At 64.7% G+C, this 25,668-nt stretch carries 23 protein-coding genes; 17 read left to right on the forward strand and 6 right to left on the reverse strand.

What is annotated here, in order from left to right:
* Positions 1–21 precede the first annotated feature (21 nt).
* Positions 22–903, forward strand: coding sequence for a helix-turn-helix transcriptional regulator (locus tag AB7535_RS38525; RefSeq protein ID WP_354113896.1), 882 nt, complete (start codon positions 22–24; stop codon positions 901–903).
* Positions 904–1,013: 110 nt separating this feature from the next.
* Positions 1,014–3,305, forward strand: coding sequence for a TonB-dependent siderophore receptor (locus tag AB7535_RS38530; protein WP_354113897.1), 2,292 nt, complete (start codon positions 1,014–1,016; stop codon positions 3,303–3,305).
* A 414-nt stretch (positions 3,306–3,719) separates the two neighbouring features.
* On the opposite strand, the gene AB7535_RS38535 is transcribed toward AB7535_RS38530, so the two are convergent.
* Both AB7535_RS38535 and AB7535_RS38540 read right to left on the reverse strand, forming a co-directional pair.
* Complete coding sequence (locus tag AB7535_RS38535; RefSeq protein WP_354113898.1) at positions 3,720–5,156, reverse strand: glutamine synthetase family protein; 1,437 nt, start codon at positions 5,154–5,156, stop codon at positions 3,720–3,722.
* 130 nt (positions 5,157–5,286) lie between these two features.
* Positions 5,287–6,645 carry an aromatic ring-hydroxylating dioxygenase subunit alpha gene (locus tag AB7535_RS38540; protein WP_354113899.1) on the reverse strand — a complete coding sequence of 453 codons (1,359 nt, stop codon included), beginning with the start codon at positions 6,643–6,645 and terminating at the stop codon, positions 5,287–5,289.
* Positions 6,646–6,756: 111 nt separating this feature from the next.
* Between AB7535_RS38540 and AB7535_RS38545 the strand changes: the two genes are divergently transcribed.
* The 4 genes from AB7535_RS38545 (at position 6,757) to AB7535_RS38560 (ending at position 9,972) form a co-directional block, all read left to right on the forward strand.
* On the forward strand, positions 6,757–7,542 hold the full coding sequence (locus AB7535_RS38545; RefSeq protein WP_354113900.1) for an IclR family transcriptional regulator domain-containing protein: 786 nt from the start codon (positions 6,757–6,759) through the stop codon (positions 7,540–7,542).
* Between the two features lie 68 nt (positions 7,543–7,610).
* Positions 7,611–7,943, forward strand: coding sequence for a PRC-barrel domain-containing protein (locus tag AB7535_RS38550; protein ID WP_354113901.1), 333 nt, complete (start codon positions 7,611–7,613; stop codon positions 7,941–7,943).
* Between the two features lie 84 nt (positions 7,944–8,027).
* Positions 8,028–9,761, forward strand: a complete 1,734-nt coding sequence (gene ybaL, locus AB7535_RS38555; protein ID WP_354113902.1) for a YbaL family putative K(+) efflux transporter — start codon at positions 8,028–8,030, stop codon at positions 9,759–9,761.
* Positions 9,712–9,972 (forward strand): hypothetical protein, encoded by a 261-nt coding sequence (locus tag AB7535_RS38560; RefSeq protein ID WP_354113903.1) that lies wholly within the window; start codon positions 9,712–9,714, stop codon positions 9,970–9,972. Before ybaL ends, AB7535_RS38560 begins: the two co-directional genes overlap by 50 nt.
* Positions 9,973–10,036: 64 nt before the next feature.
* Here the strand turns inward: AB7535_RS38560 and AB7535_RS38565 are convergent, their stop codons facing one another.
* Together AB7535_RS38565 and AB7535_RS38570 are read right to left on the reverse strand one after the other, a co-directional pair.
* Complete coding sequence (locus tag AB7535_RS38565) at positions 10,037–10,432, reverse strand: group II truncated hemoglobin (RefSeq protein WP_354113904.1); 396 nt, start codon at positions 10,430–10,432, stop codon at positions 10,037–10,039.
* A 269-nt stretch (positions 10,433–10,701) separates the two neighbouring features.
* Positions 10,702–11,724: a helix-turn-helix transcriptional regulator gene (locus tag AB7535_RS38570; RefSeq protein ID WP_354095544.1), complete on the reverse strand. Its 1,023-nt coding sequence runs from the start codon at positions 11,722–11,724 to the stop codon at positions 10,702–10,704.
* A 22-nt stretch (positions 11,725–11,746) separates the two neighbouring features.
* Here AB7535_RS38570 and AB7535_RS38575 point away from each other — a divergent pair, with 22 nt between their 5' ends.
* The 5 genes from AB7535_RS38575 to boxB all read left to right on the forward strand — a co-directional run bounded on the left by AB7535_RS38575 (position 11,747) and on the right by boxB (position 18,140).
* Positions 11,747–13,288, forward strand: coding sequence for a benzoate-CoA ligase family protein (locus AB7535_RS38575; RefSeq protein WP_354113905.1), 1,542 nt, complete (start codon positions 11,747–11,749; stop codon positions 13,286–13,288).
* 116 nt (positions 13,289–13,404) lie between these two features.
* The gene (locus AB7535_RS38580) at positions 13,405–14,223 is read left to right on the forward strand and encodes an alpha/beta fold hydrolase (protein ID WP_354113906.1); all 819 of its coding nucleotides are present in this window, start codon (positions 13,405–13,407) and stop codon (positions 14,221–14,223) included.
* 18 nt (positions 14,224–14,241) lie between these two features.
* Positions 14,242–14,769, forward strand: coding sequence for a DUF309 domain-containing protein (locus AB7535_RS38585; RefSeq protein ID WP_085399608.1), 528 nt, complete (start codon positions 14,242–14,244; stop codon positions 14,767–14,769).
* 116 nt (positions 14,770–14,885) lie between these two features.
* Positions 14,886–16,574: a 2,3-epoxybenzoyl-CoA dihydrolase gene (gene boxC / locus AB7535_RS38590; protein WP_354113907.1), complete on the forward strand. Its 1,689-nt coding sequence runs from the start codon at positions 14,886–14,888 to the stop codon at positions 16,572–16,574.
* A gap of 129 nt (positions 16,575–16,703) precedes the next feature.
* The gene (boxB, locus tag AB7535_RS38595; RefSeq protein WP_354113964.1) at positions 16,704–18,140 is read left to right on the forward strand and encodes a benzoyl-CoA 2,3-epoxidase subunit BoxB; all 1,437 of its coding nucleotides are present in this window, start codon (positions 16,704–16,706) and stop codon (positions 18,138–18,140) included.
* Between the two features lie 187 nt (positions 18,141–18,327).
* Here boxB and AB7535_RS38600 read toward each other — a convergent pair whose 3' ends face one another.
* Entirely contained in the window at positions 18,328–19,128 is an 801-nt protein-coding gene (locus tag AB7535_RS38600; RefSeq protein WP_354113908.1) for an SDR family oxidoreductase, read from the reverse strand.
* A 228-nt stretch (positions 19,129–19,356) separates the two neighbouring features.
* Entirely contained in the window at positions 19,357–20,415 is a 1,059-nt protein-coding gene (locus tag AB7535_RS38605; RefSeq protein ID WP_166348133.1) for a polysaccharide deacetylase family protein, read from the reverse strand.
* Positions 20,416–20,579: 164 nt separating this feature from the next.
* Between AB7535_RS38605 and AB7535_RS38610 the strand changes: the two genes are divergently transcribed.
* The 6 genes from AB7535_RS38610 to AB7535_RS38635 all read left to right on the forward strand — a co-directional run bounded on the left by AB7535_RS38610 (position 20,580) and on the right by AB7535_RS38635 (position 25,667).
* The gene (locus tag AB7535_RS38610; protein WP_063979887.1) at positions 20,580–21,974 is read left to right on the forward strand and encodes an OmpA family protein; all 1,395 of its coding nucleotides are present in this window, start codon (positions 20,580–20,582) and stop codon (positions 21,972–21,974) included.
* Between the two features lie 2 nt (positions 21,975–21,976).
* A complete protein-coding gene (locus tag AB7535_RS38615) occupies positions 21,977–22,273 on the forward strand; it encodes a hypothetical protein (RefSeq protein ID WP_063979886.1) in 297 nt (98 codons plus the stop codon).
* A 125-nt stretch (positions 22,274–22,398) separates the two neighbouring features.
* Positions 22,399–22,989, forward strand: coding sequence for a TetR/AcrR family transcriptional regulator (locus tag AB7535_RS38620; RefSeq protein ID WP_354113909.1), 591 nt, complete (start codon positions 22,399–22,401; stop codon positions 22,987–22,989).
* Positions 22,986–23,918: a haloalkane dehalogenase gene (locus AB7535_RS38625; RefSeq protein ID WP_439037558.1), complete on the forward strand. Its 933-nt coding sequence runs from the start codon at positions 22,986–22,988 to the stop codon at positions 23,916–23,918. Before AB7535_RS38620 ends, AB7535_RS38625 begins: the two co-directional genes overlap by 4 nt.
* An 11-nt stretch (positions 23,919–23,929) precedes the next feature.
* Positions 23,930–24,157, forward strand: a complete 228-nt coding sequence (locus AB7535_RS38630) for an Rdx family protein (RefSeq protein WP_354113911.1) — start codon at positions 23,930–23,932, stop codon at positions 24,155–24,157.
* A 454-nt stretch (positions 24,158–24,611) separates the two neighbouring features.
* A complete protein-coding gene (locus AB7535_RS38635; protein WP_354113912.1) occupies positions 24,612–25,667 on the forward strand; it encodes a UPF0104 family protein in 1,056 nt (351 codons plus the stop codon).
* Position 25,668: the final 1 nt, after the last annotated feature.

The following is a 25,668-nucleotide window of genomic DNA, read 5'->3' on the forward strand; positions in this document are numbered from 1 at the left end:
TGTCGCGGCGTAGCGGATTCGATGCTGGACTTTTACAATCAAATTGCCGGACGGCCTGACGACGACATCATCGGCTCCGCACAGCGAGGCGCTTCGACAGCGCCTCAGTGGCTGGATTTCCCGGGCTGTGTGTTCATCAGAGGTGAGTTTCGCGCCGATCCCGATCGGCCCGCGATCGTAGGGCCGGGCTTGTTCATCTCCGTTGCGCTCGATGAAGGCGCAGGCCGCGGCATTCTGACGCGCACAACGGGTGCAGGGCAGATGACGGCGATTGCCGTGCGCGAATCCCTCGCTGTGGGAGGCTCGGTTCGCTGCGGCGAACGTCCTGCGATCGGCCTGGCGCTTCCCCAAGCCTCCATCGACGGGCTTGGACTCGGCGACGAGGTTCGGGCGCTGTTCAAGACCGACGCGTTGGGCACGGCCATCGTCTCTCTCACGGCGTCTCCGCGTGTGCAGGCCCTCGCGGCAGAAATGTTCTCGCCACCGGTGGCCGGAAGCGCGACGCAATTGCTGCTGTCGGCGCATGCCGCCGAGATCGTGGTCCACGCCTTGTTCGGCGAGCGCGGGATCGCGCTCGATCCTGCAGCCGACCTCCAGCGGGTGCGGTTGCAATCGGTCAAGGCGCGAATGGATGCCGATCTCGCTTATCCCTGGAGCATCGACGAACTGGCGCGGAATGCGGGGCTGAGCCGCCGGTCCTTCAACCAGAAATTCCAGATGGCGTATGGCGAGAGCGCGATCGACTATTTGCGGGCCCGCCGGCTCGATGCCGCACGTGACCTTCTGATTCATCAACGGTTGTCGGTCACCGAGGCGGCCTTTCGGGTCGGCTATGCCCATCCGGCCAATTTCGCGACGGCGTTCCGCAGGCACTTCGGCTATTCGCCGAGCCGCTGTCAGTGAACTTGAACGCCTCCACGTGCGATCAAAGGTGATTTGCGCGCGCGCAAAGGCGGTGTGCGCCTCGATCTGGTTACTCCCGGGTTGTTCGAACACGGAACTCGGGGAAGACAATGACGCGCAACGACGGGCGGATGCTCGGCTGGGAACGGATGGCGAGAACTGGTCTGGGAGCGGCCGGCCTGGGAATAGTCCTGCACGCAACGCCGTCGGTCGCACAGACCTCCGGGACCAATGCAACGTCGACGGCGGCGACATTGCCTCCCGTCACGGTGGAGGCACCGATCCAGGCGCGTCCGCGCACCCAGCCCGCCCAGCGAGCTTCGCAGTCGTCGCGCGGCCGCGTCGCGACGCAACGCAATGCCGGGCCCGCGCCAGCCGGAAATTCGGGCGTGCGCGAGGCCGGTGCCGGTCGCGCCAACGCGTCGAGCGAAAGCAGCTATGTTGCAGACAGCAGCTCGGCGGGTACCAAGACCAACACGCCGTTGCTCGAGACGCCGCAGTCGATCTCGGTCGTGACGCGCAAGGAACTCAACGACCGCGCCGTCCAGACGCTGACGGAGGCGGTTGGCTATGAACCCGGCGTCCGCATCGATGCTTCAGGCTACGATCCGCGTTTCGACGCGATCGCGATTCGCGGCTTCGACATCACTTATAACGGCGTTTATCTCGACGGCCTGCGCCTCGTCGGAGCCGGTCTCAGCGTGTTCAAGACCGAGCCTTATGGGGTCGACAGCATCACCGTGGTCCGTGGGCCGAGCTCGGCACTCTACGGGCTCGGCTCGCCCGGCGGACTGATCGACCTGTCGAGCAAGCTGCCGACCAGCCAGCCGTTTCACGAGGTGCAAACGGTGTTTGGCGACCGCGATCGCGTCCAGGGCAATTTCGATCTTTCGGGTCCGGTCGATGCCAACGGTCAGTTTTCGTATCGGCTGACCGGCGTGATGCGTGACGCGAACGTGTTCGTGCCCGGCGGCAAGGATAACAGGACCTACATCGCGCCCGCCGTCACCTGGAAGCCGGATCAATCGACGACCCTGACGATTCTCGGGTCCTATCAGAAGTCGAAGACGCCCGGATCCATGTTCACCTACTCCACGGGCACCGGCACCGCCACGGACATCTTCACGGGCAGCCCGTCCTACAATTCGCTCGACCAGGAGCAGGGACGCGTGGGCTATCTGTTCGAGCATGCGTTCAATAACGCCGTGACCGTCCGCCAGAAATTCCGCTACGTCGATGTCGACGCGGTCACCCGCTATGTGGGCTTTCTCGGGGCGCCGGTGGGCAATGTCGTCTCGCGCTATACCGGCTACGTCCACGACACGCTGCAATCGGCCATCATGGATAACCAAGTCGAGGCCAGGCTATCGACCGGGCCCGTGCAGCACACGCTCCTGGTCGGCACCGACTACACCGCGTCGAAGTTCAACGATAAGCAGGGATTCGGCTTCGGCGTCTCCGATCTCAACCTGGCCGCGCCGGTCTACGCGCCGGAATCCATTCCCGATCCCGCGATCTCGTCCTCGACGGCCCAGCGGCAAACCCAGTCCGGCGTGTATGTTCAGGACCAGGCCAGGCTCGATCACTGGATCCTGACATTGAGCGGCCGCAGCGACTGGGTCAGCACCACGGGTGAGGATCTGTTCGCGCTGACCCGGCAGACGCAGTCCGATCAGGCCTATAGCGGGCGAGCCGGGCTGACCTATGTGTTCGATTCCGGCGTTGCGCCTTACGTTGCCTATTCGACCTCGTTCTTTCCCAATCTCGGCGTCGATCCGTCGGGCGCCTTCTTCAAGCCGACCACCGGCAAGCAGACCGAAGTCGGTGTGAAGTACCAGCCGCAGGGAACGAGGAGCTTCATTACCGCGGCGGTGTTCGATTTGACCCAGGACGGCGGCCTGGTCACGACGGGGACGGGCGTGACGGTCCAGCGTGGCGAGATTCAAAGCCGCGGCTTCGAATTGCAGGCGCTTGCAAGCCTGGGCGGTGGTTTCGACATCACCTCGTCGTACACCTATCTCGACATGGTGACCAAGCAGGCCGCTGACGACTCGCTGATTGGCAAGGTTCCCTCGGGCAATCCTCCGCACACGGCGACGCTGTGGGCGAACTATGCCCTGCCGCTGGCCGGACCGTTTGCAGGATTGAGCGTCGGTGGCGGCGCGCGTTACATGTCCTGGAGCTACGGCGATGATGCGAACACGTTCAAGAACAGCTCGGTAACTCTGATCGACGCGGCGCTGAAATATGATTTTGGCCAGGCGGCGAAGGAGCTGAAGGGCCTCCAGTTCCAGGTCAATGCCAAGAACCTGTTCAATCTGCACTACACCACGTGCCAAGTCGGTTATTGCTACCGCGGCGCGCCGCGGACCGTGATCGCAACGCTCGGCTATCGCTGGTGAGCGGTTTCTAAAGGATGAGATATTGTGTCCTGTGTGTCCCGCCATAACCGTTGTGCGAGACGCGGAGCGCGACCGTCACCCGATGCCACGCCAGGCTGGAACGAGACTTCGGGGCGAGAACTCCCGTTATCCGGTCAATATGTCTTACCCAAATCGCACACGCCGGCGACTAACGCGCAAGGTGGTGGGTGCCGATTTCAACCAAGGTGGTCCGGCAGGACAGGTGGTAGATCAGGCTGAACAATTGAACCCACATGATCGAACTCCACTGTTGATCACATGCAGGGACATTAGGCCCCCAGTCTTTCCGGCCGTTTTCGAGGGACAGGGAAAATGGCTTCGTCGGTGAGCGCCGTGATGTCGTCGGAACAGACCGGACGAAGTCGCCTCACGCGGGCGTGAGACGTATCTCCGTCAAAACACCTCGAAATATTCGCGGTGCTCCCAGTCGGTCACCTCTGACAGGAAGCGGTCGATCTCGGCATTCTTGATGTGGGTGTAGTAGTCGACGAACTCAGGCCCGAACTTCTCGCGGAAGAACGGATCGTCCTTCAGCGCGGCGACCGCATCGCGCAAGCTCTTCGGCAACGGCGGCGCCTTGGTCTCGTAGGGCGTGTCGGCGGACGGGCCGGGGTCGAGCTTGCGGTCGACGCCGTCGAGGCCCGAGAGAATCTGCGAGGCCATGTAGAGATAGGGATTGGCGGCGGGCTCGCCGATGCGGTTCTCCAGGCGCGTTGCGGCATCATTGGCGCCGCCGAGCACGCGGATCATCACGCCGCGATTGTCGCGGCCCCAGATCGCGCGGTCCGGCGCCAGCGAATAGGAGCGGTAGCGCTTGTAGCCGTTGATGGTCGGGGTGGTGAACACGGTCGAGGCGCGGGCGTGGTCGAGCAGGCCGGCAAGGTACGCCCGGCCGAACGCACTGAGCGGCTCGCTGCCGTCTTTCGCCATGAACTGATTTTCGCCAGACGCGCGCGAGACGATCGACTGGTGCAGGTGCCAGCCGCTCGCGAACACGTTCGGCAGTTTCGGCCGGCACATGAAGGTGGCGTGATAGCCGTGGCGGCGCGCGATCTGCTTCACGGCAGAGCGGAACAGCACCATGTTATCGGCGGGCTCCAGCCCCTTCCTCGGCGCGAAGGTGAATTCGCACTGGCTCGGTCCGAACTCGACCTCGACCGAGCGCAAGGGCAGTCCGAGCGCGACGATATCGCGGCGCAGGATCTCCAGCACCGGCTCCATCTGATCGAAGCGCTGCTCGGTGAGGTATTGATAGCCGTGGCTGAGCAGGCTCACCGACGGAGGCGTGCCGGGCTGACCGGCATCCTCGGGCCGCATATGCGCGTCGTCGAGCTTGAAGATGTGGAATTCAACCTCGAGGCCGGCGACGAAATCGTGGCCGCGGCCGCTGAGATCATCGAGCACCTTGCGGTAGAGGCCGCGGGTCGCGAACGGCACGGGACGGCCGTCGCCAAAATAGAGATCGCAGAGCACCCAGCCCGTCGCGGGCGCCCATGGCAGCACGCGGAACGTGGTTGGGTCGGCGACCATCAACACGTCGGCCGCGCCCTCCATCTCCTTCATGCCGAATCCGCCGCCTGACGTGAACACCGGAAACACCGTGCGGTGCGAGGTGTCCTTGGCGAGCATGGTCGTGGTGATGGAGCAGCCGCTCTCCAACGAGGCGATCGCCTCGGCGGCGATGATGGTCTTGCCGCGCAAAATGCCGTGCTGGTCCGGGAAGGCGAGGCGGATGACCTCGAGGTTCTTTTCCTCGACGATGCGGCGCAGGCGCGCTGCGGCGTCCCTCTGCTCATCCGACCACAGCGCATGACGCGCGACGAAAGTCACTTCACCACTCCCTCAACTGCCGTAGGGTGGGCAAAGCGAAGCGTGCCCACCGCATCTATCGTCCGCACCGAAGCATGGTGGGCACGGCGCTTTGCGCCTTTGCCCACCCTACGGCAGCCGACCACAATCGTCACTCCGCCGCCGTCAGCCGGTGCACGTTGTCGGCGATCTCCTTCGGCACCGGCGCGGCCCAAGGTGCGCCGCGGCGGCGCTTGACGTCGACCTCCATCCAGTAGAGCTCCCAACCCTGGGTCGGCCCGATGCCGTCCATGGTGGCCGGTCCCTGGATGCTGCGCGCCCTGCTCTCGTCCAGGAACAGCATCGGCTTCTCGCCGCCGCCGACCTTCTCGATCTCCTGCCGCAGCAGGCGGCGGTACTGCACGATCGCCTTGTCGCTCGAGCCGAGATGCTCCTTGGTGCGGTCCTGGATCGCGCCCATGGATTCCACCGCCCACTGGTCGTGCACGTTGATGTCGGTGCCCATCCCGGTATAGGTCGCGGTCGCCTGCTCGTGCGGATCGAAGCCGTAATCGTTGCTGTGGTTCTTGCGCGATTTGTAGTCGGGCAGCTCATAGAGCTCGAGCCGCTGGTCGCGCATCTTCTGCTTGTCGACCTGGTTGGTGTAGCTGGTGAAGATCGCGTACCAGTAGCAGTTCTCGTCGTCGACCGGCACGTGCCACTGCGTGATCGTCATTTCCGTGCTCATGGGGATGACGAAGCCGTGCGGGAAGAGCTGGTTGGTGACGCGCACATGGGTGCGCTCCTCGTCGATCTCGCGCAGCGCGATCAGCCGCAGGCCATATTCGGTGTGTTCGACATTGATGATCGGCCGGTCGTACTCGCGCAGGATCTTTGTCATCGGCAGGTCGCTGCCGGCGGAGGCGCCGCGGAACTGCTTGCCGTAAGCCGTCGACGTATCCTCGTCCTCGAAGAAGCGGTGCAGATAGGAGGCGTGCGCGGGATCGATGCCGACCTCGAGGGCCTGAAGCCAGTTGCAGGCCATGTGGCCCTTGAACGCAAAAGTGTGCGTGCCGGGCGCGACAAAGCAGTCGAGCTCCGGAAAGGCCGGCGGCTCACCCTCGCCGAGATAAGCCCAGAGGATGCCGCTCTTCTCGACCACGGGATAGGAACGCTGGCGAATGTTCTGGCAGAGTTTTGAATCCTTCGGCTCCGCCGGCGTCTCGATGCACTGGCCGGTGGCGTCGAACAGCCAGCCATGGAAGGCGCAGCGCAGGCCGCCATGTTCGAGACGTCCGAAAGCGAGGTCGGCGCCGCGATGGGCGCAGTGACGATCGATCAGGCCGTAGCGTCCGCTCTCGTCGCGGAACAGCACCAGGTTCTCGCCGAGCAGTTTGACGGGACGGATCGGGCGCGCGCCCTCCAGCTCGTCGACCAGCGCCGCCGGCTGCCAGTAGCTCCGCATCAGCTTGCCGCAGGGGTCCTTCGGACCGGTACGGGTGATCAGGTCGTTCTGCTCCTGGCTCATCATGGCGGGCGTCCTTTATCGGAGAGGCGTTTGTTCGCCTATTGAACGAATGGGCGAATTATGCCATGCCTTGGTCCGGCGGCAAGCAATATTTTGCAGGATGTTCCCGGACCTATGCCCAAGCTGAAGCGAAGCGAAAGCGACGAGCGGGCGACGGATTTCGTCGAGAGCCTCGATCGCGGCCTGCGCCTGCTGCAATGTTTCGGCACGACCAGCGGCCCGATGACGCTGAGCGATCTCGCCCGGGCCGCAGAGCTGCCGCGCGCCACCGCACGGCGCATGCTGTTCACGCTTCAGCGCGGCGGCTTCGTCGCTGGCGACGGCAAGCTGTTCTCGCTGACGCCGCACGTGCTGACGCTCGCGGCGTCCTACCTGCGCTCCAGCCAGCTCGTCGCCGTGCTTCAGCCGGTGCTCGATCGCGTCGCCACGGCAGCGCAGGAAATCTCCTCGCTCGCGGTGCTCGACGGCGACGACGTCGTGTTTGTCGCACGCAGCAGCCCGGCGCGGATGTTCTCGGGTGGGCTCGAGATCGGCTACCGGCTGCCGGCGTTCTGCACCTCGGTCGGCCGCGCCATGCTCGGGCAGTTCGATGACGCAGCGCTTGCCGCACGCCTGAAGACAATGAAGCGCGAGATGTTGACGCCGCAGACGGTGACGGATCCCAGGGCGCTGCTGGCCAGCATCACAGCCGATCGCGACCAAGGCTATTCGCTGGTCGATCGCGAGGCAGAGCCGCATTTCCGCTCGATATCGGTTCCGGTGCGCCGCTACGACGGCGTGATCGTCGCCGCCATCAACATGGGCGCCCATGTCGACCGCGTGCCGGCAGGGGAGCTGATCGACCGGTTGCTCCCGCTGCTCCGCGAAGGCGCGGAGTCCGTGCGGTCGCAGCTGTTCTAGCAACGATCGTTGGCGCCGCGCGTCCGCGGGCCTATAATCTCGTCACGCAAGACGACAGGGAGGACGCCATGAAACACACCATGGTTCCCAGTGATCGCGTGGAGCACGTCTGCGTCTACGGACGCGACGGCGCGAAGCTCGGCTCGATCGAGCGGCTGATGCTCGACAAGGTGACCGGCACGGTCGCCTACGCCGTGATCAAGACTGGCGGGCTGCTCGGCACGCACCACCATTATCCGGTGCAGTGGGGCGCGCTGAAATACGATCCCGCGCGGCAGGCTTTTCGTGTCGAAGTGACGCAGGACGAACTCGCCAGCGGACCGTGCGAGTTCGATGGCGACGAATTCGACTGGGGCGATCGTTCGCAGCCCTACGCGCACCCGAATTATTGGTCGATCTGACGGCGCGATTGCCGAGGCGTCGCGCGCTGAGCCGCCTCACTTGGTCGCGGTGCGCCGGCGCGCGCGCTGTGTCAAAAGGCAAAAATGCCGCATGACACACCTCTCATCGCCACCATCGTCGTCGGACTTGGACTAGCTTTCGTACTAGGAACTATAGCGCAGCGGTTCCGCATTCCGCCGCTTGTCGGCTACCTGCTTGCCGGCGTAGCCGTCGGCCCGTTCACGCCAGGCTTCGTCGCCGACCAGGCGCTTGCGACCGAGCTCGCCGAGCTCGGCATTATCTTGCTGATGTTCGGCGTCGGCCTGCATTTTTCGCTACAGGATCTGCTGAGCGTCCGGCACATCGCTGTTCCGGGCGCCGTCGTGCAGATTGCGGTCGCCACACTGATGGGGCTCGGCCTTTCATGGCTGATGGGCTGGAGCGTCGGTGCGGGACTCGTGTTCGGACTGGCGTTGTCGGTCGCGAGCACTGTCGTCCTGCTCCGCGCGCTGCAGGAGCGGCGCCTGATGGAGACCGATCGCGGCCGCATCGCGGTCGGCTGGCTCATCGTCGAGGACCTCGCGATGGTGCTCGTGCTGGTGCTGTTCCCGGCGATCGCAAGCCTTCAGGGCGGCGGCGATAAGCCGGCCTTCGAGCCGCTGGCCGCGCAGGCCGGCTTCGGGCTTGCCGGCATCGTGATGCTGACCCTGGCCAAGATCATCGTGTTCATCGGGCTGATGCTGGTGGTGGGGCGCAGGGTGATCCCTTGGATCCTGCACTACATCGCACATACCGGCTCGCGCGAATTGTTCCGTCTGGGCGTGCTTGCGATCGCGCTGTGCATCGCGTTCGGGGCGACGAAGCTGTTCGACGTCTCGCTGGCGCTGGGCGCGTTCTTCGCCGGTATGATGCTGCGGGAATCGCCTCTCAGCGCGCGCGCCGCGCAGGAATCGCTGCCGCTGCGCGATGCCTTCGCCGTGCTGTTCTTCGTCTCGGTCGGCATGATGTTCGATCCGATGAGCGTGGTTCGCGAGCCCTGGCCGCTGCTGGCGACGCTGGCGATCATCATGCTCGGCAAATCACTCGCGGCGTTCCTGATCGTGGTCCTGTTCCGGCATCCGGTCGCGACCGCGCTGACGATCTCGGCGAGCCTATCGCAGATCGGCGAGTTCTCCTTCATCCTGGCCGAGCTCGGTGTCGCCTCGCAGATCCTGCCCAGTGACGGCCGCGACTTGATCATGGCCGGCGCGATCCTTTCCATCATGCTCAACCCGGTGATGTTCGCCGCCGCCACCTGGCTCGCGCCGCGTCTCGACCCGCGCCGGGATTCACCGCAGGCCGCGGCCGCCGTGCCCGAACCGATCCGCACCACGGACCTGACCGACCATACGATCGTGATCGGCTATGGCCGCGTCGGTGCGCTCGTCGGCGACGCCCTGAAGCAGCGGCAATTGCCGTTCCTTGTCGCCGAGGTCGGCGAGAGTGCGCTGGCGAAGCTGAAGCAGGGCGGCATCGAGACCGTCATGGGCAATGCCGCGCAGCCCGAAATTCTCGGCGCCACCAATCCGTCACGGGCGCGGCATCTCGTGATCGCGATCCCCGAGGCGTTCGAGGCGGGGCAGATCGTGCAGCAGGCGCGCGCGGCCAATCCGGACATCCGCATCATCGCGCGAGCGCATGCGGATGCCGAGGTCGATCATTTGAAGGGGCTGGGGGCGGATGTCGTCATCATGGGCGAGCGGGAGATCGCGCGCGGCATGATCGAGGAGCTGGAGAGGAGAGTTCCAGATGCTGCCCAGCAAGATCCCCGTGCGCTCGCGGTCGGTTCGATCGTTTGACCTGATCACGCCGCAGGGCCGGACCTACCGCTTCCCGCCGCCGACATTGTTGCAGCGGCTGTTGCGGTGGGGGCTCGCGCATGCGGAGACAATGGCGATCTCCGCGGCGATCCTGGCGTTGATCTATATGGCGGGCTTTGCCGCCGAAGCACTCGACCGTTCGGTGTTCGATGCGTGCAACGATCGGGCTGGGGTGCGCAGGGTCGGTTAGCCTGCAACTGCGCGAAGCGCAGTCCGCTGGCGTAACCCACCGCGTCCCCGCCTCGCGCTCTGTGTCACTGTCGGTTGCGCATCCAGTCGGCAAGACCGGACAGCGCCTTGTCGAGGTCTTGCCGCGCGGCGGCGTCCGTGACCGTCTCCTCCAGCGCGCCGCGCATGCAGAGCAGCCACGCATCACGCTCGGCGTCGCCGATGGCAAAGCCGATGTGCCGCTGCCGTAGCCGCGGATGGCCCTTCTCGACGGAATAGAGTTTTGGGCCGCCGGTCCATTCGGTGAGGTAGCGCTTCAGCACGTCCCTGATCAGTCCGAGGTCATCCGCGTGCATCGCGCGGATCATTTTCGCCTCCGGCAGCGTGTCCATGCGCTCGTAGAAGCGGTCGACCAGAAGGTCGATCGTGGCGCTGCCGCCGATCCGCTCGAACATGGAGGTGGTGACGTCGCTGGAGGTCATCGTGAGTCCTGTCTGGTGCAAGGCTCTTCATATCGTCTCCCTTTGCGAAACGAAAAGGGGACGCATGGCGTAGCTGCGCGCTCAGCTCTGCTCCCTCCCCCCCTTGCGGGGGAGGGCAGGGGAGAGGGGTCGCCCAGGAAATGGTGTTGGTTGTCGCGAAGAAGAAGCGCGTTGCGCGAGTGATGGAGTCCCCGTGTGGTACCCCTCTCCCTGACCCTCCCCCGCAAGGGGGGAGGGAATGCAGCGGAGAACGGAGTTGGCAGATCGCCTTACAGCGCCACGCTGCGCAGGCCGAAACTCCGCGCTTCGTTCTGCAGCACCGGCCGCACCGCATCGATCAGCCGTGCAGCCGCCGCATCGACCGACAGCCCTGCCGTATCCACCACCGCCGTCGCGCGCGAATACAGCGGTTCGCGGCTCAGCAGGATGTTGCGCAGCTCGGCCATCGCGGAGCGGTCGTCCGCCATCGGGCGCAGGTCGCCCTGGCGGCGCACGCGGGCCATGTGCTCCTCAGGCTCGGCCTTCAGCCAGATCGTGTAGAACGACGACAGGATCTGGTCGAAGGTCAACGGCTCCGACACGATGCCGCCGCCGGTCGCCAGCACCATCAGCTCGTTGCGCGCGAGCAGCTGTTGCAGCGCTGCCTGCTCCATGCGGCGAAAGCCTTCCTGGCCGTAGAGCGCGATGATCTCGGCGACCGAGAGCCCATTCTGCTGCTCGACCTCCTTGTTGAGCTCCACGAAACTCCAGCCGACCTTCTTCGCCAGCATCCGCCCAAGTGTCGATTTGCCGGCGCCGCGCAGGCCGATCAGCGCAATGCCGCAGAAAGGTGCGCGCCGCGGCGCCGACGCGCTGCCGCCGGCGAGAACGTCCTTGGCCTGAGCGATCTGCGCCGGCGTCGCCTTGCGCAGGAGATCGCGAAACATCTGCCAGTCCGGCGTCGGGTCGGCCGAAGGAAGCAGGTCTTCGAGATGCGCACCCATCGCGTCGGAGACGCGGCGCAGCAGCACGATGGAGACATTGCCCTTGCCGCTCTCGAGCTGCGCGATGTAGCGCTCCGAAATCCCTGATACCTTGGCGAGCACCTTGCGCGACATGCCGCGCAGCGCGCGCATGGTGCGCACGCGCTGGCCGAGCTGTTCGAGAAATCGGGATTCGGCGTCGGGACTGTCGGTCATGGACTGCAGATCATGGGCCTTCTTTAGTTGATGCCCTGCGGCGCGTTTTAATGAAACATAGTGCCTGCCAGCATTGACAGCAAGCCGCCGCGGTGTCTTTCTATGAATTATAATTCTAAATTCGGGGGAGAAGTCCGTGAGCGAGGGATCCTATAACGCGGTGACCTGGCTGCTCGACCGCAACGTCGAGGACGGCAGGGGCGGCAAGCTCGTCTTCGACGACACCGTCTCGCGGCTCACCTATGGCGAGCTCCAGCGCGAGACCCGGCGCGCCGCCAACATGCTGCGCCGGCTCGGGGTCCGCCGCGAGGAGCGCGTGGCGATGATCATGCTTGATACGATCGATTTCCCGATCGTGTTTCTGGGCGCGATCCGCGCCGGCATCGTGCCGGTGCCGCTGAATACGCTGCTGACCGCGGACCAATACGCCTACATCCTCGCCGATTGCCGCGCGCGTGTGCTGTTCGTCTCCGAAGCGCTCTACCCTGTTATCAAGGACGTCGTCGGCCGCATGCCGGATCTCGAGCATGTCGTGGTCTCCGGCGCCAAGATGAACGGCCACAGGCAGCTCGCGGAAGAGATCGCCGGCGAGAGCGACCAGTTCACGACCGCCGCGACGCATCCGGACGAGCCTGCGTTCTGGCTGTATTCGTCGGGCTCAACCGGCATGCCCAAGGGCGTGCGCCACATCCATTCGAATTTGCAGGCGACCGCGGACACCTATGCGAGCCAGGTGCTCGGCATCCGCGAGAACGACGTCTGCCTCTCCGCGGCAAAATTGTTCTTCGCTTATGGCCTCGGCAATGCGCTGACTTTTCCGATGTCGGTCGGCGCCACCGTGGTGTTGAACAGCGAGCGCCCGACGCCGGCGCGCATGTTCGACCTGATGAACAGGTACAATCCCTCGATCTTCTACGGCGTGCCGACATTGTTCGCGGCGATGCTCAACGACGAGGCGATGAAAGCCGAGCGCGGCGGCAAGTCGCTCCGCATCTGCACCTCGGCCGGCGAGGCGCTGCCGGAATCCGTCGGCAACAGCTGGAAATCGCGCTTCGGCGTCGACATCCTCGACGGCGTCGGCTCGACCGAGCTCTTGCACATCTTCCTGTCGAACGCGCCCGGCGACATCAAATACGGCTCGTCCGGCAAGCCGGTGCCGGGCTATGCGGTGCGGCTCGTCAACGAGGCTGGCCAGGATGTCGCCGACGGCGAGGTCGGCGAGCTCTTGGTCGATGCGCCCTCCGCCGGCGAGGGCTACTGGAACCAGCGCCACAAGAGCCGCCGCACCTTTGAAGGTCCGTGGACCCGCACCGGCGACAAATATGTCAGGGATGGCGAAGGCCGCTACACCTTCTGCGGCCGCGCCGACGACATGTTCAAGGTCTCCGGCATCTGGGTCTCGCCGTTCGAGGTCGAGAGCGCGCTGATCACTCATCCGGCCGTGCTGGAGGCCGCCGTCGTGCCGGAAGCCGATCCGGAAGGCCTGCTGAAGCCGAAGGCCTTCGTCGTGCTGCGTCCGGGCGCGGCGACGGCGGACTTGCAGGAGATGCTGAAGGAGCACGTCAAGCAGAAGATCGGCCCCTGGAAATATCCGCGCTGGATCGACGTGGTGGAGTCACTGCCGAAGACGGCGACGGGGAAGATTCAGCGGTTCAAATTGCGCGAGGGCGCAAACTAGCAATCGGTCGTCATGGCCGGGCTTGACCCGGCCATCCACGTGCATCCGCGATTGAGGAAAGGCGTGGATGCCCGGGTCAAGCCCGGGCATGACGACGGAGAAAGAAGAGCGAAGAAATGACCAACCTCTCCCCCGCCGGCTTCCTCAGCATCGGCAGCGCCAGCCTCGAATACAAATGGCTCGCCCCGCAGGACGCCGATGCACCCACCATCGTCATGCTGCACGAAGGCCTCGGCTCGGTCGGTCTGTGGGGCGACTTCCCGGAAAAACTTCAGCAAGCCACCGGCGCGGGCGTCTTCGTCTATTCGCGCGCGGGCTACGGCCAGTCGAGCCCGGTCACGCTGCCGCGGCCGCTCGATTACATGCAGCGCGAGGCGCTGGATGTGCTGCCGAAGATCCTCGATGCGATTTCCTTCAAGCGCGGCCTCCTGCTCGGCCATTCCGATGGCGCTTCGATCGCGACGATCTATGCCGGCGCGCATCAGGATCACCGTCTGCAAGGCCTCGCGCTGATGGCGCCGCATTTCATCGTCGAGGACATCTCGGTGAAATCCATCGCAGCGATCAAGACGACCTTCGAGACCACCGACCTCAAGGCAAAGCTGGCGCGCTGGCACAAGGATGTCGACAACGCCTTCTACGGCTGGAACCGTGCCTGGCTCGATCCGAAATTCCGCGACTGGGACATCTCGGAATACCTCGCCTACATCCGCGTTCCCATCCTGGTCGTGCAGGGCAAGGACGACCAATATGGGACACTGCGACAGGTCGATATTGCGCAGGAAGAGTGTTATTGTCCGGTAGATTTGAAAGTTATTTCAGACGCGGGACATTCCCCGTATCGTGAAGCGCCGGGGGCGACGCTTGACGCGATTGAGCAATTTGCAAGAGCGGCCCTGCGCGACGATCAGGGACTTCAGGGACGCGCCGCATGATCCTGCGGAGGCACATCCATGAATGTGCCTTCGGATGCGAGCGGCCCGTTGCCGTGGCCGCGATGGGCCTATGTGCCGGGCGAGACCGACGGGGTCGACGCGGATTACGAGACGCTTGATTTGGCCAAGGCGCTGGTGCCCCCGGCGTTCCGCGGCTACGTGCCGGCGCGCCATCCGGCGCTGCGCTACGGGCTCGCGCTCAACGATCGCGGCTATTTCTGGGAATCGCAGGAGGTGCTGGAAGCGGTCTGGGCCGCAGCCCCGCAAGGCGGCCGTGAGCGCATCCTGCTGCGTGCCTGCATTCACATCGCCAATGCCAATTTGCGACTGCGCATGCAGCGGCTGCATTCGGCCGCGCGCCTGTTCGGCGACGCGCAGGCGGAGTTGCGGGCGCTGAACTCGCGCAAGGCGGCTGCGGGCGGCGACGGCTTTGTCGAGAGCTTCCCCATTCCGGCGCTGACGGCTCTGCTCCAGGCCAAGCTGGGCCGTTCCGAACTCTCGAAGGCGGACTGGATCACCCTCGGCGCCATTGTGCGGTCTCAATAGGCCTCATGAAACAAAGTGCATGCGATGGCCGTTAAGGGCTAGACGCGTTCAAAAAGATGCATTATTGTGCATTTAACGCTACAGCCAAAACGCTTAACCAAGCTCAAGGGTGGCCCATGGCCGGGGAAGATCGGCGCCTCGCAGGCGGCGCGACATTCATCGATTTCCAGACCGAACCGTCCCGCTACAAGCACTGGAAGCTCGCGGTCGATGGCGACGTCGCCACCCTGACCATGGACGTCGACGAGAACGGCGGCCTGTTCGAGGGCTATCTGCTCAAGCTCAATTCCTACGATCTCGGCGTCGACATCGAGCTGGCTGACGTCGTCCAGCGCCTGCGCTTCGAGCACCCCGAGGTGAAGGTCGTCGTGATGCGCTCGGCCAAGAACCGGGTGTTCTGCGCCGGCGCCAACATCCGCATGCTCGCGGGCTCGACGCATGCCCACAAGGTGAACTTCTGCAAATTCACCAACGAGACCCGCAACGGCATGGAAGATTCGTCGGAGAATTCCGGCCAGCGCTTCATCACGGTGGTGAACGGCTCGGCCGCCGGCGGCGGCTATGAGCTGGCGCTCGCGACCGACCACATCATCCTCGCCGATGACGGCTCGTCGGCCGTTGCGCTGCCGGAAGTGCCGTTGCTCGCGGTGCTGCCGGGCACCGGCGGCCTCACCCGCGTCGTCGACAAGCGCAAGGTGCGCCGCGACCACGCCGATTTCTTCTGCACCATCGAGGAAGGCGTGAAGGGCAAGCGCGCCGTGCAGTGGCGTCTCGTCGACGAGATCGCGCCGAACTCGAAGCTCGAGGCCAAGATCGCCGAGCGCGCCAAGGAGTTCGCAGGCCAGTCGAAGCGCAAGGGCAGCGGCAAAGGTATTGCGCTGACACCGCTCAGGCGCGTCATCGACGAGACCAGCATCCGCTACGGTTTTGTCAGCGTCGACATCGATCGCACGGCGCGCATCGCCACCATCTCGATCAAGGCGCCGGAGGCCGCGCCGCCGGCCGACATCGACGGCATGATGGCGCAGGGATCTTCGTTCTGGCCGCTCCAGGTCGCGCGCGAGCTCGACGACGCCATCCTGCATCTGCGCATCAACGAGCTCGAGATTGCGATGCTCGTCTTCAAGAGCCATGGCGACCGCGCCCATGTGCTGTCATCCGACGCCTTCCTCGAAGCCAACAAGGCGCACTGGCTGGTCAACGAAATCAGGCACTATTGGAAGCGCGTGCTGAAGCGCATCGACGTCACCTCGCGCACGCTGGTGACGCTGGTCGAGCCCGGCTCCTGCTTTGCCGGCACGCTCGCCGAGCTCGTCTTCGCCGCCGACCGCTCCTACATGCTGATCGGCGCGCGCCAGGGCGACAACCGTCCGCCGCCGTCGATCGAATTGTCGGCCATGAACTTCGGTCCGTATCCGATGAGCCACGGCCTGACCCGGCTGGAATCGCGCTTCCAGGCCGATCCGTCCGACGTCGAGCGTGCGGAAGCCACCATGGGCACCGCGCTCGACGCCGAGCAGGCGGAAGAGCTCGGCCTCGTCACCTTCGCGCTCGACGACATCGACTGGGACGACGAGGTGCGCGTGTTCCTGGAGGAGCGCGCCAGCTTCTCGCCCGACAGCCTCACCGGCATGGAAGCCAGCCTGCGCTTCGTCGGCCCCGAGACGATGGAATCAAAAATCTTCGCGCGCCTCACCGCGTGGCAGAACTGGATCTTCCAGCGCCCGAACGCGGTCGGCGAGGAAGGCGCGCTGCGCCGCTACGGCAGCGGCCAGAAGCCGAAATTCGATATGACGAGAGTTTAGCGAGTAGGGAGTGGTGAATGGCGAATAGGGATTTCCATTCGCTACTCACCATTCGCCATTCGCAAGCTCACGGTTCGATGCCAATCGTTGAATGAATCAGTCCCCCACGGGAGGTCCACCATGAACATCATGAACGTCGACTACTCGACCAAGATTCCGAACAACGTGAATCTCGCCGAAGACCGCCAGGTGCTGAAGGCGCTGGAAGGCTGGCATCCCGGCTATATGGACTGGTGGAGCGACATGGGGCCGGAAGGCTTTCAGGAGTCGCTGGTGTACCTTCGCACCGCCTACTCCGTCGATCCGCGTGGCTGGGCCAAGTTCGACTATGTCCGCATGCCCGACTACCGCTGGGGCATTCTGCTCGCGCCGCAGGAGGAGAATCGCGTCGTTCCGTTCGGCGAGCATTTCGGCGAGCCGGCCTGGCAGGAAGTCCCGGGCGAGTATCGCGCCATGCTGCGCCGCCTGATCGTGATCCAGGGCGACACCGAGCCGGCTTCCGTCGAGCAGCAGCGCCACCTCGGCAAGACCGCGCCCTCGCTCTACGACATGCGCAATTTGTTCCAGGTCAATGTCGAGGAAGGCCGCCATCTCTGGGCGATGGTCTATCTGCTCCAGAAGTACTTTGGCCGCGACGGCCGCGAGGAAGCGGATGACTTGCTGCGCCGTCGCTCGGGCGATGCCGATGCGCCGCGCATGCTCGGTGCCTTCAACGAGGCGACGCCGGACTGGCTGTCCTTCTTCATGTTCACCTACTTCACCGACCGCGACGGCAAGATGCAGCTGCACTCGCTCGCGCAGTCGGGCTTCGATCCCTTGTCGCGCACCTGCCGTTTCATGCTGACGGAAGAAGCGCACCATATGTTCGTCGGCGAGACCGGCATCACCCGCGTCGTGCAGCGCACCTGCGACGCGATGCGCGAAGCCGGCATCACCGATCCCACCGACATCGCCAAGGTCCGCGCGCTCGGCGTGATCGACCTGCCGACGATCCAGAAGAAGTTGAACCTGCACTATACGCTGTCGCTCGACCTGTTCGGCTCGGAGGTCTCGACCAACGCGGCCAACGCCTTCAACACCGGCATCAAAGGCCGCTATCACGAGACCCAGATCGACGACGATCACCAGCTCAAGAACGCCACCTATCCGGTGCTCAAGTTCATCGACGGCGAGATCAAGCTGGTTGACGAGCCGGCGCTGACCGCGCTCAACATGCGCCTGCGCGACGATTACAGCCAGGACTGCGTCAAGGGCATGCTGCGCTGGAACAAGGTGATCTCGACCGCGGGCTATAACTTCCAGCTCAAACTGCCCAACGTCGCTTTCCATCGCCATATCGGCGAGTTCAAGGGCATCCATGCGACGCCCGATGGCATCTTGATCGACGATGCCACCTGGGCGAAGCGCAAGGACGAGTGGCTGCCCTCGACCGCCGATGGCGACTTCATCACCTCGCTGATGCAGCCCGTCACCGAGACCGGCCAGTTCGCCTCCTGGATCTCGCCGCCGAAAGTCGGCATCGACAACAAGCCCGGCGATTTCGAGTACGTGAAGATCGAGTCGTAAGCGTTAGACGCCGCTCGCGCCACACGAATGCTGTCATCACCCGCCTTGTGCGCGATTGCGCACTGGAGCGGGTGATCCAGTATTCCAGAGGCGGCTGTGCTTCAGCCGAGAAGCCGCGGCGTACTGGATGCCCCGCCTTCGCGGGGCATGACAGCGGAGTGTGCGGCGCGGCTTCTCCCTAAGCCGCCTACCCCGCGATCTCCAGCCCGGCATTCGCGTACACCACGCCGCCATCCACCGCGATGGTGTTGCCGACCACATAATCACCCGCGCGCGAGGCGAGATAGATCGCGACGCCCGCCATGTCCTCATCGGTTCCGATACGCCGCGCCGGAATGCGCTTTGCGACCTCGTCCGCATGGTCGCGCGCGGCGCGGTTCATGTCGGACTTGAACGCGCCCGGCGCGATCGCGGTGACGTTGATGTTGTCCTTGATCAGTTTCGTCGCCATGCGCCGCGTCAGATGGATCACGGCGGCCTTGCTGGCGGCGTAGGAGTAGGTCTCGCTGGGATTGACGAAGATGCCGTCGACCGAGGCGATGTTGATGACCTTGGCGGGCCGCTCGTGCGAGGCCGCCGCGCGCAGCGGCTTTGCCAGCGCCTTGGTCAGGAAGAACAGCGACTTGACGTTGAGGTCCATCACCTTGTCCCAGCCGCTCTCCGGGAATTCGTCGAACTCCGCGCCCCACGCAGCTCCCGCATTGTTGACGAGGATGTCGAGCTTCGGCTCCAGCTTGATGATCTCGGAGGCCAGCCTGTCGCAGCCTTCGATGGTCGAGATGTCGATCGGCAGCGCGATGCATTCGCCGTCATATTGGGCGGAGAGCTCTTTCGCCGTCGCCTCGCACGGCCCGGCCTTGCGCGCGGTGATGTAGACCTTCGCCGCGCCTTGCGCGAGGAAGCCCGCCGCGATCATCTTGCCGATGCCACGCGAGCCGCCGGTCACGAGCGCGACACGGCCTTTGAGCGAGAACAGATCGTGGAACATGGTGCCTCCCTTGGTTGGCGACGTTTTGAGCGCGGCGGAGAGGGGAGTCAAGGAAGGCGCGAGTGTGGTGCGGCTGCGGTCCAACTCACTCGGTGTCGTCCCGGCGAACGCCGGGACCCATAACCACAGGGAGTAGTTTGGCGACGACTCGTCGTTCGGTACTTCTACCAAATGTAATCGATGGATTCCGCGGTATGGGTCCCGGCGTTCGCCGGGACGACAGCGTGGCTACGCCGCCGCAATCCGGCGAAAGCCGTTCCACATCGCGGTCGCGGCGCCTGAGGTCAGCACCGGCAAAATTCGCGCGTCCTGGTAATTGCCGTTGAGCGAGACGCGCGGCAGCGCGGTCATGTGGCCGGCATTTTCTGCGAACAGCATGCCGGGCCGGGTCGTCACCGCGGTCTTAAAGCCGGCCGATGCAGCGAGAGCGAATTCGCGCTCGCCCGCGGCTTCGCGGTCGCCATAGGGGTAGGCGAAGTGCAGCACGGTACGGCCGAGCGCCTGCTCGATCCGCGCGCGGCTTACCGCCATCTCCTGTGCGGCGATCCCCTCGCTCTGCCTGGCGAGATTGCAATGGCTGATGGTGTGCGCGCCGATCGTGACCAGCGGATCGGCGGCAAATGCCTTCACCTCGTCCCAGGACAGGCACAGGCTGCGGCACAGCGCGGCCATGTCGACGTCGTATCTGGCGCAGAGCGCCTCGATCTCGCGCTTGAGATCATGTTCGCCCGGCAGCGCGCGCAGCCAATCGTGCAGGCGGTCGAACGCCATTTGTTTTGCGGCAGGGGTCGTTGCGTCCAGCCGCAGCGCGGAATTTCCGATCTGGATGTCGATCTGTTCGGCCTTGGCGATCACGGTTTCCAGCGCGGTCCACCACAGGCGTCCGGTGCCCTCGGCAAATTCGCTCGCGACATAGACGGCCAAGGGCGCGTCAAATTCGCGCAGAACCGGCAGCGCGAATTCGAGATTGTCGCGGTAACCGTCGTCGAGGGTGAAGGCGGCGAAGGGGCGGGTGAACCGGCCCTGCACCAGCCGCTCATGCAGCTCGTCCATGCTGACGATGTCGATCCCGCGCGAGCGCAAATGGCTCAGCGTAGCGCGCAGGAAATCGGGGGTGACTTCGAGGTGCCGGTTCGGCTGGAACGCGGCCTCGCGGGCCGGCCGCACGTGGTGCAGCATGAAAATGGCGCCGACGCCCGACAAGAGCGGGCGCAACAGGTGGTGCGCCCCGCTGAAATAGAGTGCCCCCAGCCCGGCGCGGATGACGTTGTTTCGGAGTTGTTTCATGACCGGCTGGCGAACTCTGGCATTCCACTTTCAACTTACGGAAGAACCCTTGAAGAAAAAGTTATTCCAATTGTCGACGCATGGCCTTCGGAAGGGCATCATTTCCGGTTTGACAGCCCGCCAAGGGTTTGTTTTGTCTCCGGTTCCAGAGTTCGGGTCGTTGAATGCAGAAGCTTTTCAGGTGGGCCAGCAAATGGTGGCCAGGGCTGATCCCCCTGGCCGTCATGTGGGGATTTGCGGCCTGGAATAATACCTTGCCGGTCGAGGCGGATCTGTCCGCCCGCAGCTCGGCGGCGCTCAAGGAGACCGTTCTGGACAAGACCCGGATCGCGGTGGACGGCCGGGACGTCGGCCTGGCCGCGGACGCCTTTTCCGAGGAGGGGCGCCGCGATGCCGTGATGGCGGTCGAGCTCGTCCCGGGCGTGCGCCTGGTCGACGACCGGACCCGCCTTGTTCCCGAAGCAACGCCCTTCGTCTGGAATGCCGAGCGTGACGTGGTGCGGGTGACGCTGTCCGGCTCCGCGCCCCTGCCGTCGATGAAGGCGCGCCTGACCGAGGCCGCGCGCAAGGAGGTCAACGGGACCGAGGTCGCCGATCAGATGGGTCTCGCGCGCGGCGCGCCGCCGCGGTTCGAGGCGGCCGCGATGCTGCTGCTCGACCAGATAGGCAAGCTCAAGGACGGCAAGATCACGATCACCGACACCAAGGTCAATCTGTCGGGCATGGCGCGCGACCTCGGCGGCCGTGAGGCGATCGCGGCCGCGCTCAAGAACCTGCCGGAGGGCTTTTCGGTCGCCGCCAACGATGTCAAGGCGCCGCCCTACATCTTCCAGGCGTACAAGGACCCGGTCGCCGCGACCGTGACGCTGACGGGCTACGTGCCTGACAACAACGTGCACGCGGCCATTGCAACGAGTGCCTCGCGAAAGTTCTTCACCGAAAAGGTCGTCGACAATCTCAAGGCCAGCGTCGGCGCACCCGGCTCCTTCAATACTGCCGTGGTCGCAGCGCTCGGCGGGCTGTCGCGGCTGTCGACCGGTACGCTCGTGGTGTCCGATCGCGAGGTGAAGCTGTCGGGCGACGCGCTCTATGAAGGGGCCGCCAACGACATCCGCGCAGGCCTCGGCAAGGACTTCCCGAAGAACTGGCAGTACAAGCCGGAGATTACGGTGAAGCCTGCCGCGGGCCCGGTCGACGGCACGGTCTGCCAGCAATTGTTCACGGAGCTCCTGAACAAGGGCAAGATCCGCTTCGCAACGAAACGCGCCGACATCGACCCGGATTCCGCCGGCATTCTCGACCACCTGATCGAGACGGCGCTGCGCTGCCCCACCACCAATATCGAGGTGGCCGGGCACACCGATGCCGACGGTGAGGACTCCTTCAATCAGGCTCTCTCGGAGAAGCGCGCGCAGGCCGTGATCGACTATCTGGTCAAGGCCGGGCTGCCGGCCACCCGCTTCACTCCGGTCGGCTATGGCGCCACGCAACCCCTCGCCGGCAATGACACCGACGAAGGCAAGGCGCAGAACCGCCGCATCGAATTTCTGGTGAGGTGATGATGCCCTATCTCGTCTCGTTCCATCTGGGCTGGCTGATCGGCTCGCTGCTGCTGGGCTTTTGCATGGGCTGGATCTCGGTGGTCCAGCGCGGCAACGGCACCTCGAAGGTGACCGCGCGCTGGCTCGCCGTGCTTGCCGCCGCCTTGGTCGCAGCCTCGTTCGCGCATGTGGTGCCCGGCCGCTTCGGCTATTGGCTCGATCTCGGGCTGGTCATGTTCGCCTGCTACCTCGTCGGCTGCACCATCGGCGCCTGGCTGCGCGACAGGGTGGTCTCGCGGAGCCAGCCGGCGGCCTGAGCCCTTGGGCTCTCTCGGAGGGCCGGCCTCTATCCAACATTGCGATAACGGCCTGATCGGCAAGCAAATTGCTGAACGATCAGAATGCGCTTGACGTTAATACGTACGTACGTATTAATTCCCTCATGCCAAAGCCCTCACTCAAAGACGCCATCCTCGATGCCGGCCTGAAGGTCATGTTCAGGACCGGCTATCACGGCACCAGCGTGCGCGACGTCACCGCTGCGGCAGGCGCGCCGCAGGGGTCCTTCACCAACCATTTTCGCTCCAAAGAGATATTCGCCTCCGAGGTGCTCGACCGCTACTTCGACACCACGAGGGGACTGGTCGCGCAGGCACTCGACGACACCTCGCTGACGCCGCGCGCGCGGCTGCGCCGCTATCTCGACATCATCACCGGCCGGCTCGAGGCCGACGGCTATGGCCGCGGCTGCCTGATCGGTGATCTCAGCCTGGAGGCATCAGCCAGCAGCGAAATGCTGCGCGTGCGTCTCGCCGAAATCTTCGCCGAATGGCGCACGCCGTTCGCCGCCTGCATCAGGGACGCCCAGACGTGCCGCGAGATCGCATCCGATTTCGAGCCCGAAGAGCTTGCCGATTTCCTGCTCGCGTCCTGGCAGGGCGCGATCCTGCGCATGAAGGTCGACCGCAATCCCAACGCCCTCGAACGTTTCAAGACCATCGCCTTTCAAACCGTCTTCAGGGAGCTGACATGAGCAAGCCAACTGAAATCGAGATTCTCAAAGCATCTGTGCTGGGAAGCACGATGGCCTATCGCGAGGCGGGAGATCGCGATGCACCCGCTGCCCTGTTCCTGCACGGCAACCCGACGTCGTCACATATCTGGCGCAACATCCTGCCGCTTGTATCGCCGGTCGCACATTGCATCGCGCCCGATCTCGTCGGCTTCGGCCAATCCGGCAAGCCCGACATCGGCTATCGCTTCGTCGACCACGTCCGCTATCTCGATGCATTCATCGAACAGCGCGGCATCAAATCGGCCTACCTCGTCGCGCAGGACTGGGGCACCGCGCTCGCGTTCCATCTCGCCGCGCGCCGGCCGGATTTCGTGCGCGGCGTTGCCTTCATGGAGTTCATCCGCCCGATGCCGACCTGGCAGGACTTTCACCACACCGAGGTCGCGGAGGAGCAGGACGACGCCGAGGCGGCGAGGGCGGCGTTCCGCAAATTCAGGACGCCGGGCGAGGGCGAAGCGATGATCCTCGAGGCGAACGCGTTCGTCGAACGCGTGCTGCCCGGTGGCATCGTTCGCAAGCTCGGCGAGGACGAGATGGCGCCTTACCGTGTGCCATTCCCAACGCCGGAGAGCCGCCGGCCCGTTCTCGCCTTCCCCCGCGAACTGCCGATCGCAGGCGAGCCCGCCGACGTCTACGAGACGCTCCAATCCGCGCATGCGGCGCTGGCTGCATCGTCCTATCCGAAGCTGTTGTTCTCGGGCACGCCCGGCGCGCTCGTCGCGCCCGAATTCGCCGAGCGGTTCGCAGCCTCGCTGAATCACTGCGCATTGGTGCGCCTCGGACCTGGGCTGCACTTTCTCCAGGAGGATCACCCCGAGGCGATCGGCCGCTCCGTCGCCGGCTGGATCGCCGGCATCGAAGCCGTGCGCCAGCAGCGCGCTGCCTGAAGGCGGGCGAGATGGCTGATTTGACCATCATCTATTGCCGCCCCTGCGGCTACGAGAAGCGCGCCAAGGACGGCGCTGCTGCGCTGCGGCAGCATCTGGCGCTGGAGGCGGCTCTCGTGCCCGCCAAGGGTGGGATCTTCCAGGTCAAGGTCGGCGACAGCATCGTCGCCAGCCGCAGCAAGGGCCACTTTCCCGGTACCGACGAAATCGTGGCCGCCGTCACTTCCGCGTGGCACTGATCCAGGGGCGGATTCCGATCGCTTCCTGAGGCCGCGGCCGTCGCCGCGGCCTTTCGGCCCACCTGAAATCCCTGAACAACAGCGCCGGCCACCCCCTCTTTCGCCAGGCGGGGGCGGCCCATAGATTGACGTCGGCTTAAGTCGTGACGGAACATTGTGCGGTCGAAATCATCAAAACTTCATGGCGCCTGCGCAGGATTGCCATGGAGATTCGCGTCAGTCTTGCCGCCGAAAGCGCCAATCCGTGCATCAGGAGCCCGCAACCCTGCCTAAAATATTGAAGGCACGAGTTTTTGTTCGAATTGCTGAATTCCACTCCGCCCCAAAACGCGCTAGTGGAAGGGCATGGGGCATGCGCGATGCCGGAGCCGGCGGCAAGGGTTCGTTGAATGCCTGTGCGTCGTCCGCCTGTCCGCCGGCCACCCCGGCCGCTGAAGCGTTGTTCGAGGTCTAGATGCTGGAAGCCATACGCAGGGCGATGACGTTTCTGCGCCAGAAGCAAGTCCTGCATAAGCTTGGAGTTGTGATCAGCGTCGCGGTCATCGGCATCGCTTGCTGTGTGCTCTACCACATGCTGCGGGGCATCGACGTCAACGAGGTCCTCGAAGCGATCAAGAGCACCGAGCCGAGCCAGATCGCGATGGCGGCGCTGTTCGTGGCCGCGGGCTATTTCACCCTGACCTTCTACGATCTGTTCGCCGTGCGCGCGATCGGCCACGCCCATGTGCCCTACCGCATCAATGCGCTCGCCGCCTTCACCAGCTATTCGATCGGCCACAATGTCGGCGCCAGCGTCTTCACCGGCGGCGCGGTGCGCTACCGCATCTATTCGGCCTATGGCCTGAACGCGATCGACGTCGCAAAGATCTGCTTCCTCGCCGGCCTGACCTTCTGGCTCGGCAATGCCGCGGTGCTCGGCCTCGGCATCTCCTACCATCCGGAAGCCGCTGCCGCGATCGACCAGCTTCCGCCCTGGCTGAACCGGATGCTGGCGATGATGATCATCGCGGGGCTGGTCGCCTATGTGGTCTGGGTCTGGACCCAGCCGCGGGTGGTCGGCCGCGGGCCCTGGACCGTGGTGCTGCCGGGCGGCCCGCTGACGCTGCTCCAGATCGCCATCGGCATCATCGATCTCGGCTTCTGCGCGCTCGCGATGTACGTGCTGGTCCCGGACGAGCCCAATCTCGGCTTCGTCGTGGTGGCGGTGATCTTCGTCTCGGCGACGTTGCTCGGTTTCGCCAGCCACTCGCCGGGAGGGCTCGGCGTGTTCGATGCCGCCATGCTGGTCGGCCTCTGGCAGATGGACCGCGAAGAACTGCTGGGTGGCATGCTCCTGTTCCGCGTCCTCTATTATCTCTCCCCCTTCGTCATATCTGTAATCTTGCTGACGTTTCGCGAGGTTATAATCGGCGCTCGATCGAAACGCTTGCAGCAGGCGGCGCTCAAGCTCGACCCCGGCCCGGCGCGTGAAGCCGCCTATGTGAGAGAGCGCAGCGACACCGGCGCCTGAC

Origin of the sequence: Bradyrhizobium sp. 956_D2_N1_4, assembly GCF_052076025.1 — a bacterium.
GTDB classification, from domain to species: Bacteria; Pseudomonadota; Alphaproteobacteria; order Rhizobiales; family Xanthobacteraceae; genus Bradyrhizobium; species Bradyrhizobium barranii.

Coding starts and splice junctions, on each gene's coding strand:
- AB7535_RS38525 (WP_354113896.1), top strand. CDS start 22: ATGCTGGACTTTTACAATCAAATTGCCGGACGGCCTGACGACGACATC.
- AB7535_RS38530 (WP_354113897.1), top strand. CDS start 1,014: ATGACGCGCAACGACGGGCGGATGCTCGGCTGGGAACGGATGGCGAGA.
- AB7535_RS38540 (WP_354113899.1), bottom strand. CDS start 6,645: ATGATGAGCCAGGAGCAGAACGACCTGATCACCCGTACCGGTCCGAAG.
- AB7535_RS38545 (WP_354113900.1), top strand. CDS start 6,757: ATGCCCAAGCTGAAGCGAAGCGAAAGCGACGAGCGGGCGACGGATTTC.
- AB7535_RS38550 (WP_354113901.1), top strand. CDS start 7,611: ATGAAACACACCATGGTTCCCAGTGATCGCGTGGAGCACGTCTGCGTC.
- ybaL (WP_354113902.1), top strand. CDS start 8,028: ATGCCGCATGACACACCTCTCATCGCCACCATCGTCGTCGGACTTGGA.
- AB7535_RS38560 (WP_354113903.1), top strand. CDS start 9,712: ATGCTGCCCAGCAAGATCCCCGTGCGCTCGCGGTCGGTTCGATCGTTT.
- AB7535_RS38565 (WP_354113904.1), bottom strand. CDS start 10,432: ATGACCTCCAGCGACGTCACCACCTCCATGTTCGAGCGGATCGGCGGC.
- AB7535_RS38580 (WP_354113906.1), top strand. CDS start 13,405: ATGACCAACCTCTCCCCCGCCGGCTTCCTCAGCATCGGCAGCGCCAGC.
- AB7535_RS38585 (WP_085399608.1), top strand. CDS start 14,242: ATGAATGTGCCTTCGGATGCGAGCGGCCCGTTGCCGTGGCCGCGATGG.
- boxC (WP_354113907.1), top strand. CDS start 14,886: ATGGCCGGGGAAGATCGGCGCCTCGCAGGCGGCGCGACATTCATCGAT.
- boxB (WP_354113964.1), top strand. CDS start 16,704: ATGAACGTCGACTACTCGACCAAGATTCCGAACAACGTGAATCTCGCC.
- AB7535_RS38600 (WP_354113908.1), bottom strand. CDS start 19,128: ATGTTCCACGATCTGTTCTCGCTCAAAGGCCGTGTCGCGCTCGTGACC.
- AB7535_RS38605 (WP_166348133.1), bottom strand. CDS start 20,415: ATGAAACAACTCCGAAACAACGTCATCCGCGCCGGGCTGGGGGCACTC.
- AB7535_RS38610 (WP_063979887.1), top strand. CDS start 20,580: ATGCAGAAGCTTTTCAGGTGGGCCAGCAAATGGTGGCCAGGGCTGATC.
- AB7535_RS38615 (WP_063979886.1), top strand. CDS start 21,977: ATGCCCTATCTCGTCTCGTTCCATCTGGGCTGGCTGATCGGCTCGCTG.
- AB7535_RS38620 (WP_354113909.1), top strand. CDS start 22,399: ATGCCAAAGCCCTCACTCAAAGACGCCATCCTCGATGCCGGCCTGAAG.
- AB7535_RS38625 (WP_439037558.1), top strand. CDS start 22,986: ATGAGCAAGCCAACTGAAATCGAGATTCTCAAAGCATCTGTGCTGGGA.
- AB7535_RS38630 (WP_354113911.1), top strand. CDS start 23,930: ATGGCTGATTTGACCATCATCTATTGCCGCCCCTGCGGCTACGAGAAG.
- AB7535_RS38635 (WP_354113912.1), top strand. CDS start 24,612: ATGCTGGAAGCCATACGCAGGGCGATGACGTTTCTGCGCCAGAAGCAA.